The sequence below is a fragment of the Streptomonospora wellingtoniae genome (genome assembly GCF_031845375.1).
GTDB classification, from domain to species: domain Bacteria; phylum Actinomycetota; class Actinomycetes; order Streptosporangiales; family Streptosporangiaceae; genus Streptomonospora; species Streptomonospora wellingtoniae.
Genome location: NZ_JAVREK010000008.1, coordinates 108225 through 123755, shown reverse-complemented (window position 1 = coordinate 123755; position 15531 = coordinate 108225). Strand labels below are relative to the sequence as shown.

General features: G+C 73.4%; 9 protein-coding genes. 4 read left to right on the top strand and 5 right to left on the bottom strand.

Translation table 11 applies throughout. The features are described 5' to 3' along the window. Positions 1-120: 120 nt before the first annotated feature. The gene (locus RM446_RS09975; RefSeq protein WP_311544919.1) at positions 121-3771 is read right to left on the bottom strand and encodes an NB-ARC domain-containing protein; all 3651 of its coding nucleotides are present in this window, start codon (positions 3769-3771) and stop codon (positions 121-123) included. A gap of 477 nt (positions 3772-4248) precedes the next feature. Here RM446_RS09975 and RM446_RS09970 point away from each other — a divergent pair, with 477 nt between their 5' ends. Further along, a complete protein-coding gene (locus tag RM446_RS09970) occupies positions 4249-6501 on the top strand; it encodes a DEAD/DEAH box helicase (RefSeq protein ID WP_311544918.1) in 2253 nt (750 codons plus the stop codon). Between the two features lie 39 nt (positions 6502-6540). Here RM446_RS09970 and RM446_RS09965 read toward each other — a convergent pair whose 3' ends face one another. Then, positions 6541-7137, bottom strand: coding sequence for a YdeI/OmpD-associated family protein (locus tag RM446_RS09965; RefSeq protein WP_311544917.1), 597 nt, complete (start codon positions 7135-7137; stop codon positions 6541-6543). Positions 7138-7513: 376 nt separating this feature from the next. Here RM446_RS09965 and RM446_RS09960 point away from each other — a divergent pair, with 376 nt between their 5' ends. From RM446_RS09960 to RM446_RS09950, 3 genes are all read left to right on the top strand, one after another. After that, positions 7514-9235, top strand: coding sequence for a hypothetical protein (locus tag RM446_RS09960; RefSeq protein WP_311544916.1), 1722 nt, complete (start codon positions 7514-7516; stop codon positions 9233-9235). A gap of 42 nt (positions 9236-9277) precedes the next feature. After that, a complete protein-coding gene (locus RM446_RS09955) occupies positions 9278-10072 on the top strand; it encodes an EI24 domain-containing protein (RefSeq protein WP_311544915.1) in 795 nt (264 codons plus the stop codon). A gap of 352 nt (positions 10073-10424) precedes the next feature. Further along, positions 10425-11732: a lytic polysaccharide monooxygenase gene (locus RM446_RS09950; protein WP_311544914.1), complete on the top strand. Its 1308-nt coding sequence runs from the start codon at positions 10425-10427 to the stop codon at positions 11730-11732. Positions 11733-11963: 231 nt separating this feature from the next. On the opposite strand, the gene RM446_RS09945 is transcribed toward RM446_RS09950, so the two are convergent. From RM446_RS09945 to RM446_RS09935, 3 genes are all read right to left on the bottom strand, one after another. Continuing rightward, positions 11964-13076, bottom strand: coding sequence for a D-alanine--D-alanine ligase family protein (locus RM446_RS09945; RefSeq protein ID WP_311544913.1), 1113 nt, complete (start codon positions 13074-13076; stop codon positions 11964-11966). A 125-nt stretch (positions 13077-13201) separates the two neighbouring features. Then, complete coding sequence (locus tag RM446_RS09940) at positions 13202-14410, bottom strand: trans-sulfuration enzyme family protein (protein ID WP_311544912.1); 1209 nt, start codon at positions 14408-14410, stop codon at positions 13202-13204. Between the two features lie 80 nt (positions 14411-14490). Further along, positions 14491-15501 carry an NAD(P)H-dependent glycerol-3-phosphate dehydrogenase gene (locus tag RM446_RS09935; protein ID WP_311544911.1) on the bottom strand — a complete coding sequence of 337 codons (1011 nt, stop codon included), beginning with the start codon at positions 15499-15501 and terminating at the stop codon, positions 14491-14493. Positions 15502-15531: the final 30 nt, after the last annotated feature.

Genomic DNA, 15531 nt, shown 5'->3' with positions numbered 1-15531 from the left:
AACGCCCGATTGCATCCGGCCCGGCCCGACCCTAGCGCTTCAGGTGGACCGCGAAGGCACGGACCTCGGCCGCCGCGGGGACAAGGGTTCACGGGCGGCCGACCGTGCAGGCGCCGGCGGTCACGGCGAGCGCGGCGGGCCGTTCGGGCCCGATTCGTTGTCGGCGCCGGATGCGGTGTCAGCTGAGGAGTCCGCGCACGGGTCGGCGGCATCGGGCGCCTCCGCCGCGGACGCAGGCGGGCGCCGGTGCGGCCCGTGCAGAGCGCCGACCGGCTCCTCCGGGCCTCCTTCCGGCCCTTGGGCGGCCGGCGGCACCGTCTCGGCCTGCGGGGACGCGTCGGAGCCGCCCGTGCCGGGCGCATCGGCTCCGGCCGCCGCGGGCTCGGCCGAGGCCGGCGGAGCGCCCTCGTCGGCGGAGCCACCGCTCCCGTGGGCCGCGGGGCCGTCCGCGGACTCCTCCGGCTCCTCGGGCCCGGCGCCTCCGGCAGGCTCGGCTCCACCCGGCTGCGCCTGTCCGGCACCGACTCCCCACCGGAACCGCTCCGGCGGCGCAGTGCGGCCGTTCTGGATGCGGGTGAGGCGGCGGTGGGCCTCGCGCTCGCTCCACTCCAGGCCGACCGCGCGTGCCTCCTCACGGGCGGCGGTGAGACGGCGGATCGCCGCCGGCGTGTTGCCGGTCTCGTCGAGCAGGCGGCCGAAGAGCTCCTCGGCGCCGATGCGGCCGACACGGTCCCCCAGCCGCTGGAACGCCTCGTAGGCGTACTCCGCGTCGACCAGCGCATAGCGGACCCAGCCGGCGTCGGCGAGCGCCTCGGCGGCGGTGCGGTGCGCGCGGGCGTGCCAGAGCTGGTCCCCGAGCTCGGCGAAGCCCTCGGCGGCGGCGCGCATGGTGGCGGCGCACTCGTCGACGCCGAGCTTGGCGGTCAGCCGCACGCCGCCCAGGGCCAGGTCCGTGCGGTGCCTGCCCCACGTGTCGCCCATCTCGGCCAACGTCGCAGCTGCTTCCTCCAGCATCCGGATCCGCTGCTCGACCGACCAGCGGCGCTGCTTGTCCGCCACCGCCCGCCGACCCGCGCGTCCGGAACGGGGCAGCCGGTCGAACCACTCCTCCTGCCGGTCGAAGTACTCGCCGAGGATTCCGCGCGCGGTATCGCGCAGCTCGTTCTCGTAGTGCCGGTAGATGCGCAGGTGCTCCTGCGTCGTCGCGAGCCGGAACCGACGGCCCTCGCGCGCGACCTTGCCCTCGATGCGGTCGCGCTTGTACTCGGCCCGGGCGGGGTCGAGCGCCAGGCGGACCTCGCGCCACTGCTCGTCCAGGCGGACGGTGTCCAGCTCGGACATCGCCCGCTGGCAGCGCGCGGTGTACCAGCGCTCCTCGGCCCGCCGGTAGTACTCGCGCACCTCGTCGAGCATGAACCACGCGTTCAGGTGGCGCCCGCGGGCGGCCAGGATCTCGGCGAGGGCGATCCGCGCGTTGCTGTGCTCGTCCCAATCCTGCTCGTCGCGGAAGATGCGGCAGGCGGACTGGAGCAGCTCCTGCGCGCGGAGGTGCTCGGCGCCGTCGGCCGCGGAACCCGACCGGTACTCGGCGTCGCGGCGCCTCCCCCGCTGGGCGTGCACCTCGGCGAGGTCGCACAGGACCCGCGCCCGCCACCAGTGGTCGCCCTCCCCGCCGAAGATCCGCTCGGCCGTGTCGAGGGCCTCTGCGCCGCCGTCCAGATGCCCGCGGCGCTGGAGGTTGACGCCGAGAGAGCGCCAGGCGCGCGCCCGCCAGTGCGGGGAGGCGGCGTCGGCCGCCTCACCGGACCGGGCGGCGCCCAGGTCGCCCGCCTGCTCGAAGACCCGCCGCGCCGTCTCGGCGTCGTCGATGCCGGTCTGGTAGTCGCCCGTCTTGCCGGCGATCTCGGCGCGGTCCAGCCGCGCGAGCCCTCCGGCCAGCCGGTCGCCCAGCCGGTAGGCGGTGCGCAGCTGCACCAGGGTCGCCTGTTCCCAGTCGGCCCAGTACACCCGCCACACCTGGCACAGGGCCGCGAAGGCGTGCGCCAGCCGCCACCCCTCCTCCGGGAGGTCGTGGGTCTCGGCGAGCCGCATGCACATCAGCAGCGACTCGCGCTCCTGGGTGAACCACTGCCGCGGGCTGCCGGTCGGCGCCAGCCGCAGTTCGGGCGCGGGAGTGAGGTCGGTGCGCTCGCCCAGCACCCCGGGGTCGTGGGTGCGGGTGACCTCGGCCGCGGCCTGTTCGACCAGCCAGGTGTAGGCCCGGACCAGGCGGCGAGCGGCGGCGCGGTCGTCGGCACCCTCCCAGTTTTCGCGCTCCCACAGCGTGAGGCCGAACTCGCGGGCGTCGATCGTCCGCAGCGTCTCGCGCACAAGGTCGTGGATGCGGAAGGTGTTCTCCCGGGTCTCGTTGCGCTCGGTGGCCAGGACCAGGTAGCGCCTGACCAGGCCGTCGATGAGCGCCCCCGCGGTGTCGCGGGGCACGTCCAGCAGCACCGCCGCCGACCAGTCGCTGAACTTGCGCAGGTCGGAGTCGGCGATGTGCTTGAGCAGCAGCCGTTCCCGGGGCTCGCACAGCCGGAGGCTGAACGCGAACGAGGCGGCGAAGCCGTGCGGGCCGTCCAGCAGCGGGCTGCGCACGAAGTCGTCCAGCTCCTCCAAGACCTCGCGCGGGCTCGGGTCGGACTGCTCGACGAGCCGGCCGCCGCACAGCCGAAGGGCCAGCGGCAGTCCGTGGCAGCGCCGCACGATCTCGGCACGGTCGCGCCGGACGCGGTCGAGCTCGTTGGAACCCGAGCGCAGCCGGACCGGTGCGATGCGGTCCAGCAGCTCCTCGCCCTCGCGCTGGCCGAGCTCGTCCAGTTCGTAGGACTCGAACTCGAAGTCCGCATGGCCGAAGGCGCGCCGGGAGGTGATCAGCACAGCGCAGCGGGACCCGCTGGGCACCAGCGGCCAGACCTGGTCGGCGTCCTTGGCGTTGTCCAGCACGACGAGCATCCGCCTGCTGTAGGTCAGCGCCCGCCAGGTGTTGGACAGCTCCTCGACGGCGGCGCCGGAGGGGATGCGGCCCTGCATCGACTGGACCAGAGCTTCCAGCACCTTCGCGGTCGAGCGGGGCTCGCGCTGGGGCAGCGTGGGCCCGGGAACGTCGATGGTGAGGGTGTCGGAGTCGCGGCGCGCGCCGCGGTCGAACATCCGCCGCATCCGCCGGCCGATCCCCCGGGTGAGGCCGCCGCCGGAGGCCTCGTCATTGTCGGGGTCGCTGTCGGCCTCGTCGGGCTCCCGGTCGCCGGAGAGCTCCACCCACCGCACGCCGTCGGGGAAGCGGTCCAGCACCTCGTGCGCCATCTGGGTGGCGACCTGCGTCTTGCCCGTGCCCGGAGCCCCGCTGATCACGACCACCAGCGGGGACCGCCGGGAGTCGCCGCGGAGCTTGGCCCTCACGTCGAGGAAGCCGCGCACGCCCCTGCGCGGGAAGATGCGGAAGCGGCGGCGCAGCCGACCCATCAGGCCCGCATGTCCGGTGAAGCGCTCGCTGTAGGGCGGCAGCTCGATCTGCGGCTGCTTGGGGGCGAGGGGCGGCGGCTCGGTCCCCGCGCCCCGGTTCGGGTCGAATCCCACGGTGACGGCGGCGGTGGCCACCGCGCCGGTGATGGAGAGCCCCCAGACGACGGTGCGGGGAAAGTCGTCGAGCAGGTCCGGAGCCATCTGCAGGAGCAGCGCGCAGGAGATGAAGGCGATGGGGGCGACCACTCCGCCCGTGAGCCTGCGCATCTGCGGCCGACGGGCCGATCCGCGACGCCGACTCGACCTCGCCTGCGGCATTGGCACGCTCACCTCTGCAGTTCTGACTGCTGCGCCCGCCCGGCCGCAAGCGACGGCCGGCGGCGGATGTCCGAAGGCAACACGGTACCGCGCCGCCCCTTTCGCTGAACGGGGTGTGTCCGGATTCTGCCGCGGGTGCCAGGCGCATTCGCTTTCCGGCGATGTCGCGGCGGCCGCATGATAGGAGTGCGGCACTGCCGGTCGACCCGGTCGACCCGGTTGGCGCGCGGCCTCGGGGCCGCGTGCCGCACCCCTCGTAGGCGAGTGATCGCCGCCAGGAGCGGGGCCGGCGGCCCCGGACCCGCACTTCGGCCCGAATATCGGCCGAATGCGGCCGTAATGTCATAAGCGTCGGATACAACAACGGGGGAAAGGCATTGAACGTGCGGGATTCACCGCCCTGATGCGCCCGCGAAAGGGAGGCCTATGCCGCAGTTGGCGATCGATGCGACGTGTCTTCCGCAGTACGACAAACTCGACAAGCCCACGCGCGAGCGCCTGCTCGCGGCCACGCGCAAATTCCGCGAACTCTCGCTCGACGGCCTGCTCGCCCACCCCGACCTGCGGATCCGCTCGCTGCCCACGGGGCAGGATCCGCGTGTTCGCACATTCCGCATCAGCGACTCCTGGACCGGCGTGATGCTGGCGCCGGAGTCCGGCGAGACCTACCTCCTCGTGCATCTGCTCCCCCGCGACTCCGCCGAGGACTGGGCCGGCGACCAGCGCCACGACGTCAACCCCGTCATGGGCACGCTCGAGCGCCGCGACGCCACAGCCCTGGGGCAAGCCGACGCCGGCCCGACCGGCCCGGCGTCCGCGTCCGCCGGGCCGGTCGGGCCGCCGGCGCAGCCCCTGGCCGCGCCGGCGCCCGCCGCCCGAGGGGATTTCGGCCCGGCACCCCGGTCGGCGCTTCTCCCCTCGCCCGCCTCCTCGGGCTCCGCCGCCTCCGCCGGGCTCCTCTTCGACCGGATTACCGACCGCGACCTGGAGCGGCTCGGTATCGACCCCCAGATCCGCGACTTCTGCCGCAGCGTGGCCACCGCCGGCGAACTGCACGGCTGGGCGCCCGCCCTGCCCCAGGACCAGTTCGAGGTACTGCGCGCCCTGGCCGATGGGCACTCGGTGCAGCGGGTGCGCGACGAGGTCGTCGTGCCGCGCCGCCCCGCCGTCGGCACCGTGGCGCCCGACGACTACGACACCGCCATCCGGCACACCCGCGAGCGGGTCATCGTCGTCAACGACAACCAGGAGATCGAGGACGTCCTCGCCGGCGAGTTCAACGCCTGGCGGATCTACCTGCACCCCATACAGCGGGAACTGGCCTACCGCCCCCGGTTCAACGGGCCGGCGAAGGTCTCGGGCGGGCCCGGCACCGGCAAGACCGTGGTCGCGCTGCACCGGGTCAAGCACCTGGCCGAGCACCTGCCGCTGGGCGGCCGGGTCCTGCTGACCAGCTTCACCAACGCCCTGGTGGAGTCGCTCAAGCGCAACCTCGCGCTGCTGCTGCCGCCCGAGCTCGTCCAGGACGTCGACGTGGTCACCACCGACAAACTCGCGCTGGACGTGGTCAAGGAGGTCCACCCCGACGTCCGGCTGCGCACCGACACCCGCGGGATCTTCGCCAACTACACCCGGCAGCACCGCCTGCCCTGGCCCGTCGACTTCCTGTTCTCGGAGTACCGGCACGTGGTCACGGCGCGCGGGATCACCACGCTGGAGGGCTACCTCGACCCGGATGCGCGGGTGGGGCGCACCACGCCACTCGACGCCGACCAGCGCCGCGAGGTCTGGCACGCCATCAGCAGCGTGCGGGCCATGATGCGCACCAGCCGCCGGGTGCCGGCCGAGGACCTGCACGCCGAGGCCGCCCGCATCCTCGGTGAGCGCTCCGAACCGCCCTACACCAACCTGGTCGTCGACGAGGCTCAGGACCTGCACCCCACGCAGTGGCGCACCCTGCGCGCCGCGGTCCCACGCGGGCCCAACGACATGTTCATCGCCGGCGACAACCGGCAGCGCATCTACGACAACACCGTCTCCTTCCGCCGGCTCGGCATCGGGATCGTCGGCCGGTCCTTCCCGTTGCGGGTGAACTACCGCACCACTGAGCAGATTCTGACCTGGGCGGACGGCATCCTGCGCGGGCGGCCGGTGTCCGAGCTGGGCGACTCCTCGGCCACCGAGCCCGGAGGGGCCGCGCGCTGCGTCCTCAGCGGCCCCGAGCCCGAAGTGTTCAGCGCGCCCGACGAGCCCGCAGAGCTGGACGCGCTGGCCGACCGGGTGCGGGGCTGGCTGGCCGAGGGCATCGCGCCCGCCGACGTCTGTGTGACGGCGCGCACGAACAAGCTGCGCGACTCCGTGGCGGCCCACCTGCGGGCGCGCTCCCTGCCGGCGGGGATATTCCACCCGCAGGACTCCATCACCGACCCCGCCCACGGTGTACGGGTGACCACCATGCACGGGGTCAAAGGACTGGAGTTCCTGGCCGTCGCGGTGTTCGCCGCCACGGCCGACGCTCTGCCTCAGCTGGACCGGGTCACCAGCGCCGATCTCGACGAGAACCAGCACCGGGCCGACCTGGACGCCCAGCGCTCCCTGCTGTACGTGGCCTGCACGCGCGCACGCGAGCGCCTGTACGTGAGCTGGCACGGCACGCCGAGTCCGTTCCTGCCGCTTTGAACGGCCGCGGGCATGCCGGGTCCGAGGGCCCTCCCGGCCCTACCGGGGCTTGCGGCGCTGCGGCGGACGCGGAGGGTCGCCGGCCGCCAGGCGCGCCACGTAGTCCGCCACCCTGCGTGCCCTGGTCTCGGGCCGCTTCACCTGCTGCAGCGAGTACAGGATGGTGTACCTGCTGCTCCGGTCCAGGGCGGCGAAGGCCTCCGCGGCCGCCGGGGCGGCGTCGAGCGCCTCGCGCAGGTCGTCCGGTACCGGGGCCGTGCTCGGCGGATCGTAGGCGGCGGCCCACCGCCCGTCGGCTTTGGCGCGCTCGACCTCCGCCAGCCCGGCCGGCCGCATCCGCCCGGTCCGGATCAGCTCCTCGGCCTTCGCGCAGTTGATCTTCGACCACGGACTGCGGGTCCTGCGCGGGGAGAACCGCTGGGCCCACCACCCCTCGGGGGTGCCCGCCGAACTCGCCTGACCGTCGATCCAGCCGTAGCAGAGCGCGAGGTCGAGTGCCTCGGAACGGGTGATGGCGCGCGCGTCCGTCCCCTTCTTCGGCACGGCGACCCAGATGTGGTCGACGGTGCGGTGGTGCTCTTCGAACCATTCCGCGAGCTGCTGCTCGGTGGCGAACACGAGCGGTCGATCGGCCATGGTGCCGGTGTTCCTTCCGGGGAAACCGAACGGTCTCGGATACCGCCGATTGTGCCGGACGGCGACGACATTCCGGCGGACCCTCCCCGGAACGCCCGCTAACGCGACCGGGGCCGGCGCGGTGGCGCGATTCCGCGGATTCCGGAGGGCGGGTCCGCGATTCCCGTGCACACCGAACCGGGCCCGTTCCGGTGCTCCACGGGATATCGTCGGCTTTCCTACCGCGCAGCGTCCCCGCTGCCACGCTGCCGGTGAGGCGGCGGCGGACAGCGGGCGGACCGCCGGGACGCGGGCGGAGCCGGCTCCGCCGCGCCGGCCCTCCGGCGCCCGGTCCGGCGCGGCCCGGCCCCCGGACGACCCGGGCGAGGAACGTGGAGTGGCGATGCGCCTGGTTTTCAGCAACGCCGACGAGGAGACCCTCGACCGCGACCTGCTGCCGCGCGCGGCCGCCTCCTGGGCGGCCGGACAGCCCGTTCCCCCGGTCTCGCGGCGCGCTCTTCGCGCGGTGACGGGCTACAAGCTCGGCGAGCCCGGATGCGGCGGCGACGGACTGGTCGCGCGATGGACGGCGGCCGACGTGTGGACACTGCTGCGGCACTGGGTGCCCGCCCGGGAGGCGCTGCCCGCCGCCGAAGCGCGGGCCGTCCCCGGCGCGCTGCGCACCTGGTGGGCGTTTCTGGACCGGAACGGCTGGCTCGATCCGCGCTCGGCGCACCTGGCCAACCTCGAGCAAGCGGTCGAGGACGCCGCACGGATGACCGGAGCCCCCCGGCGAGTTGGGCACCCGACCGAAGACACCCGCGGCCTGGGCTTCGCCGCCTTCGCGGCGGCGGCGCGCGGGGACGCCGACGGCGCGCTGCCGCCCCGCCCTCCTGGCGGCTGGGGCCGCCTGGGTTGCTCGCTGCCGCCGGCGGAGCTTCCGGCCGCGGAGGAACTGGCCGAGGCGGTCGCCGCCGCTCCGGTGTGCGCCGACGCGCGTACGGGGTGCGGGGACCCGGCCGCCGGGGAACTGCTGGAGCACTGGTGGTCCGGCTTCACCGCGGTCCGCGGCGCCGCGGCGGATCGGCTGCGCCGCGCCGGTGCGGCCGACGGCGCCGACCGGGACGCGGCGGACGCGCTCATCGGCGCCGTTCTCACCGCACTGAGCCTGGGCAGGGAGCGCGGGGCGCCGACGCCGCTGGTCCCGCGCATGGCGGCGGGTCTGGCCGCCGACCTGGCCGCGGCCGTGCGCTCGCGCGGCCCGACCGCGGCCATGCGGCGGCCGACCGGCTCCTTCCGCGACAGCACGCCGGAGGCGGCCGGCCCCGCCGGCGCGGCCGCGGCCGCCGAACCGCTCCTGGCCGAGCTGGAGCACCTGGGCGCCGTCGCACACGGGGTTTCCGACGCCGGCGGGGTCGGAGGGACGACCGCCGCCCGCCACACGAGCACCGTGCCGACCCCGCTGGGCCGGTGGCTGTGGTTCGCCCTGCTCGCGTGGCACGGGGTGCGGCCGCTCACATGCGGCGAGCTGATGGCCGAGGATGCCGAGGTGCTGATCGACCGGGCCTCCTCCGGCGATCCCTTCACCGAGCGGGAGCTGCGGGAGTGGATCACCGCGCGCGGCCCGGCGAGGGCGCTGCCCGAACTGGTCGAGGTCTACCGGCGCAGCGACGACTGCGTGCACCGCTCCCTGGCGAACCGCATGACGTCGGCGTACGCGCTGCAGGCGCGCAGCTGCTACGAGCGCCTCCGCTCGGACCCCGACTTCGGCGGCCGAGCGCGCTGCTGGCTGTTCGACGCCGGGTTCGCCAAGCTCGAGTCCCTGGAGCCGCACGACCACCTCGGTCCGCTGCTCGACGGACTCGCGGCGAGCCTGCGCACCGGAACCTACGGACACGAGGACGGCGCGGGCGGCAACGGAGCCTTCCCGGGCGTCGGCGGCCCCGAACTGCCGACCGTCTTCGACACCGCGGCCGCATCCGGCCATCCCGAGGCGCGCTTCGTGCTGCGCTGGTTCGCCCGCCATCACCCCGATCCACGCGTCCGAGCGGCGGCGGGGACGTCCCTCGCCCGCACCGACCGGGCTCCCGCCAGGGGGCCGGGGGGACCGCACGGCTAGCGGAGGTGCGGGGAAGGGAAGGACGCACTATCGTCGTCCGGCGTGAGCACTCCCCTGCGCGATCTCTTCTCCGGTGTCGGCGTCCTGTTGAAGGGCGCGGGCATGGTCATCCGCAATCCCCGGCTGTTCGTGCTGGGCATGATCCCGCCGTTGGTCACGTCGCTGCTGTTCGTGGCCGCCTTTGCGGCGCTGCTGCTCAACATCGACGACCTGACGGCCTGGCTGACCCCCTTCGCCGACGGCTGGTCGTCGGGGATGCAGACGACGCTGCGCGTCGCCGCGGGCGTGATGCTGGTGGCCGGCGCCGTACTGATCATGGTCGTCGCCTTCACCGGTCTGACACTCGCACTGGGCTTCCCGCTCTACGACACGATCGCCGAGATGGTCGACGACGAGTTGGGCGACGCCCCACCGGACTCCGACGAGCCGGTGGTGCGGTCGGTGGTCCGGGCCCTCCGGCAGTCGCTGGGCCTGATCACCGTCTCGGCGCTGGTCGCGATCCCCCTGTTCGCGGGCGGGTTCATCCCGGTGGTCGGCCAGACGGTGATCCCGGTCGTATCCGCCATCTTCGGCGGGTGGATGCTCACCATCGAACTGCTCGGCGCGGCCTTCGACCGGCGCGGCCGGCGCCGCATCAAGGACCGCCGCGATGCGATGAAGCAGCGGCGGATGCTCGTGCTCGGCTTCGGCATCCCCAGCTACCTGCTGCTGGCCGTCCCGTTCGTGGCCGTCCTGGTCTTTCCCGCCGCCACAGCGGGCGGCACCATCCTCGCGCGCCGCCTGCTGCCCGCCGCTCCACTGCAGACCGTTGACGCCACACCACCGCCGATCTTGTAGCTATCGTCAAGGAAAACGATTTCCATTTGCGAATGGCTACAAGATCGGCGAGGTTCTGTTGGCGGAAGCGGACTTCCGCCACCTGCGACGCAGCCGCCTCCGATGTGGCTTCGGGGTTACGTCTTTATTACCCATGGTTGCGGAATTCTGTGATGCGGGACACGCTAGGAACGCCTCTGGGGTAGTTCGGCACCATGTGGGAGCGCTCCCAAAGCGGGAGCGCTCCCTGCTGCCGTGCTCCGCCGAGGTGCCTTCCCACTACGAACCCGTCCCCGCTCCATCCTCGAATCCCCCATCCATCTCCCGCTGACAGCGCCCAGGTCGCGGGAGTGCGACCCAGAGGAGTGCAACGGTGAACCTTGCACGCAGAATCACCCTCCTCGGAGGCGCAGCGGTGCTCGCCTCCGGATTCGCCGTGGCCCTGCCCGCCGAGCCGGCGGCCGCCCACGGCGGCTTCACCTTCCCCGCCACGCGCACCTACGCCTGCTACCAGGACGGCCTCGAAGGGGGCAGCGGCGGCGGCCTGAACCCGCAGAACCCGATGTGCCAAGAGGCCCTCGAATACAGCTCCTACCCCTTCTGGAACTGGTTCGGGAACCTGATCAGCGACGCCGGTGACCGGCATCGCGAGATCATCCCCAACGGCAAGCTCTGCGGTCCCACCGAGCAATTCGACGCCTTCAACCGGCCGGGCGACTGGCCCGCCACCGAGGTCCAGTCCGGCGACACGGTCACCTTCGAGCACAACGCGTGGGCGCGCCACCCCGGCACCTTCACGCAGTACATCACCAAGGACGGCTGGGACCCGAGCCAGCCGCTGGGCTGGGACGACCTGGAACCCGCACCCTTCGACGAGGTCACCGACCCGCCGCTGCGCGACGGCGGTGTCGAGGGCTCGGAGTACTACTGGCAGGCCACACTGCCCGAGAAGAGCGGCCGCCACGTCATCTACTCGATCTGGGAGCGCTCGGACAGCCCCGAGGCCTTCTACAACTGCTCCGACGTCGTCTTCGGCGGCGACACCGGCGGCGGCGAGGACGACACCCAGGCGCCCACCGCGCCCGGCGCGCCGAGCGCCGGAGCCGTCACGGGCGGCTCCGCCGAGCTGAGCTGGAGCGCCGCATCCGACAACGTGGGCGTGACCGGCTACGAGGTCCACGACGCCGCGACCGGCGAGGTGGTGGCCACCGCCTCCGGAGGCACCTCGGCGACGGTGACCGGCCTGCAGGCCGAGACCTCCTACAGCTTCTACGTGGTCGCTCTGGACGCCGCGGGCAACGCGTCCTCGCCCTCGCCCGAGGCGTCGGTGACCACCGGCAGCGGCGGCGGAGGCGGCCCGGCCGAGTGCACCGTGGACTACAGCATCGCCAACGCGTGGTCCGGCGGCTACACCGCCGACGTCTCGGTGACCAACGAGGGCGACACGGCGCTGGACGACTGGTCGGTCGCCTGGGACTTCGCCGACGGCTCGACCGTGACCAACGGCTGGTCGGCGGAGTTCGCGCAGGAGGGCACACGGGTCACCGCCTCCAACACCGACTGGAACGGCGACGTCGCGGCCGGGTCCTCGGTGTCCTTCGGATTCAACTCCGAGACCAGCGGAACGGCCGCGGAGCCGACCGAATTCGAGGTCAACGGCGAGACCTGCACGGCGTCCTGAAGGGCCGCCGGCGGATAGACCAACCCCGATAACCCCGCGGCCGGGGGCGGCAGGGCCCGGCCGCGGGGTTCCCGAGGGCGGGAGGCGGAATGCGTCGGGGCACCGCCTCCCGCCCTCCACACGCGTGCGGCCCCGAACTCCGTTGATCTTGTAGCTATCGTGAAGTAAAACGATTTCCAGTGACGATGGCTACAAGATCAACGGCGGTGTGCCGAAGCGCCGATCGACGCTCTAACGCAGACCGGGCGCGCGGCGCAGGGCCGTCTGGATCATCCGGTCGACGAGGGACGTGTAGTCCAGGCCGGACTCCGCCCACATCTGCGGGAAGGCCGAGGACGGCGTGAACCCGGGCATCGTGTTGATCTCGTTGACGTAGACGCGCCCGTCGTCGCCGTAGAAGAAGTCCACCCGCGCCAGCCCTTCGCAGCCCAGCGCCTCGAAGGTGCGGGCGGCCTCGCGGCGGATCTCGGCGACGACCTCGGCGGGCAGCTCCGCCGGGATGGTCAGGCCGCTCGTGGACAGGTACTTGGCCTCGAAGTCGTAGAAGTCGAAGCCGTCGGCCACGTGGATCTCGGCGGGCTGGGAGACGTCCGGCGCACCGCCGTCGAGCGACTCCAGCACACCGCACTCGACCTCGCGGCCGGACACGGCCGCCTCGACGATGACCTTGGGGTCGTGCCGGCGCGCCGCTTCGACGGCCGCGGTGACCGCGTCGGCGTCGGAGGCGTCGGGCACCTTGCTGATGCCGACGCTGCTGCCGCCGCGCGCAGGCTTGACGAACACCGTCCCGCCCAGCTCGGCGATGTCGTCCAGGACACGCTTGCGCTCGCCCCGCCAGATCCGGTCGGGCACCGCGACGTAGTCGCCGGTCGGGATGCCGTGCCCGGTGAACAGGGCCTTCATGAAGACCTTGTCCATCGACGCGGCGCTGGCGAACACGCCCGCGCCCGCATAGCGGGCGTCCATCATCTCGAACAGGCCCTGGATGGTGCCGTCCTCGCCCAGCGGGCCGTGCAGCAGCGGCAGCACCGCGTCGAACCCGCCCAGCCGGCGCGAGGTGTCGCCGTCGAGGACGATCAGGTCGGATGCGCCCCTGAAGGGCACTGCCAGCTCGGGCCCGGACGTGTCGACCTCGGGCAGCCGGCCGTCGACGATCGCCAGCTGCGCGGGGTCGGCCGAATACAGCACCCAGGAGCCGTCGCGGCCGATGCCGATGGGCACCACTTCGTAGCGGTCGGTGTCGATCGCCGAGATCACGCCGCCCGCGGTGACGCAGGAGATCTCGTGCTCGGGACTGCGTCCGCCGAAGACCACGGCGACCCGGATTCTACGCTGCTCGGCCATGCTGCCTGACTCTATCCTCCGCTCGGCGGGCTCCGGAACCGATCCGCCCCGTTGCGCCCGTTCGTTCTTCTGCCGTGCCCCCGCGGGCCGTTCCGCCGAACCGGCGCCGGTCGCGGGCGCGCCGGTCACCGCCCGCCGCAGGCCGCGTCCAGGGCGGCCAGGGCGTCGGCCACGAGGTCCTCCGCGTCCTCCAGCCCGATGGAGAACCGTACCGCCGCGGGCCCGATCCCGGCCTCGCGCAGCGCCGCGTCGCCCATCTGGCGGTGCGTGGTCGAGCCGACGTGGCCCGCCAAGGTGTGGGTTCCGCCCAGCGATGCCGCGACGGTGGCCGTACGCAGCGCGTCGGCGAAGGCCATGCCCGCTTCGCGGCCGCCGTGCGGTGTCACCGTGACCACGGCGCCCCGGCGGTCGGAGTCGAACAGCCGGTCGGCGAGCCCGTGTCCGGGATGGCCGGGCAAGCCGGGGTAGTCGACCCGCTCGACGGCGGGATGCTCGGCCACCGCGGCGGCGAAGGCGTCGGCGCTGCCGCACTGGCGGGCGACGCGCAGCGGCAGCGTCTCCAGGCCGCGGTGCAGCAGGAACGCCTCGTCGGGGGCCAGGCAGGGGCCGAGGTCGATGCGGGCCGCGCGCACCTTCGCCATGGGTTCGGCGCCGCCGACCGCCACGCCCCCGGTGGCGTCGCTGTGCCCGCCGATGTACTTGGTCGCCGAGTGGAGGACCACGCCGGCGCCGTACTCCAGCGGGCGGCACACGGCGGGCGTGGCGAAGGTGGAGTCGACGACCAGGACGGCCCCGGCCTCCTCGGCGATCCCGGCCAGCGCGGGCAAATCGGAGACGGTCATGGTCGGGTTGGACAGGGTCTCGGTGAAGACGACCGCGGTCTCGGGCCGTACCGCGGCGCGCACGGCTGAGGTATCGGTGATGTCGACGAAGTCGGTGTGGACGCCGAACCTGCGCAGCAGTCCGTCGAGCAGCGAGTAGGTGTTGCCGTAGATGGACCGGGAGGCCACGACGTGCGCGCCGGCGCCGGTGAGTGCGAGCAGTGTGCTGCTCACCGCACCCATCCCCGAGGAGAAGGCCTCGCCGCGCACCTCCCCTTCGCAGCCGGCGCCCTCCATCGCGGCCACGGCCGCGGCGAAGGCGGTCGCGGTCGGGGTGTCGATGCGCGCGTAGGAGTAGCCGGGCGCCTCACCGGCCAAGACCTCGGCGTACTCCCGGGAGGAGGCGAACGCGTAGGTGGTGCTGCGGTGGACCGGGGCGCGCAGCGGGCGCTGAGGCGGGGAGGGCGCTGGTGGCAGTCCGAGGGCGCGGGTGTTCTCCCCCTGCTGGTGCATGGTGCGGCGGCTCTTTCGTTGCTCGGTGGTCGTGGCGGTCCGGGCGGTGCCGAGCGGCCACTGCTTGCTGTGCCGGCGGGTCAGAACCCGTAGCGCTCCGGCTTGGACCTGCGCGACATGAACGCCGCGAGCGCCTCGGCGGGCGAGAGGTCGTGGTGCATCATCGCCACGACCGCCTCGGTGATGGGCATCTCGGCGCCTGTGCGGCGGGCCAGCTCCAGCACCGACTCCGAGGACTTCACGCCCTCGGCGGTCTGCGAGGTCTCGGCGACGACCTCCTCCAGCGTCATGCCGGAGCCGAGCTTCTCGCCGAAGGTCCGGTTGCGCGACAGCGGCGACCCGCAGGTGGCGACGAGATCGCCGAGCCCGGCCAGCCCGGCCAGCGTGTGCTCGTCGGCGCCCAGCGAGACCGCCAGGCGCACGGTCTCGGCCAGGCCGCGGGTGATCAGCGAGGCCTGGGCGTTGTCGCCGAAGCCCATCCCCACAGCGACGCCGACGGCCAGGGCGATGACGTTCTTGACGGCCCCGCCCAGCTCCACTCCGACCACGTCGGTGGCGGTGTAGGGCCGGAAGTACGCCGACTTGCAGATGTCCTGCAGCCGCACGGCGGTGGGCTCGTGGCGGCAGGCCATCACGGCGGTGGCGGGCTGGCGCTCGGCGATCTCCCGGGCCAGGTTGGGGCCCGATACGACCGCGACCCGGTCCGCGGGCACGCCCGACACCTCGGTGGCGACCTCGCTCATCCGGCGGCAGGTGCCCAGTTCGACGCCCTTCATCAGGCTGACGAGGACGGCCTCGCCGCTGATGTGCTCGCGCCATGCGGCGAGGTTGTCGCGCAGGGTCTGCGAGGGCACGGCGAGTACGACGAAGTCCGCCTCGGCAAGGGCCTTGGCCGCGTCGGCGGTGGCGGTCAAGGCGGGGTTCAGTGCCATGCCCGGGAAGTAGGCGGGGTTCTCGTGGCGCTGGTTGATCGCGTCGACGACCGCGGAGCGCCGCCCGTACACGACCACCTCGGCGGCGCCCGCGTCGGCGATCACGTTGGCGAACGCGGTCCCCCAGGAACCGCTGCCCATCACCGCGACCTTCGTCATGTGCTCCTCCCCCGTCGTCGTGCCCCGCCG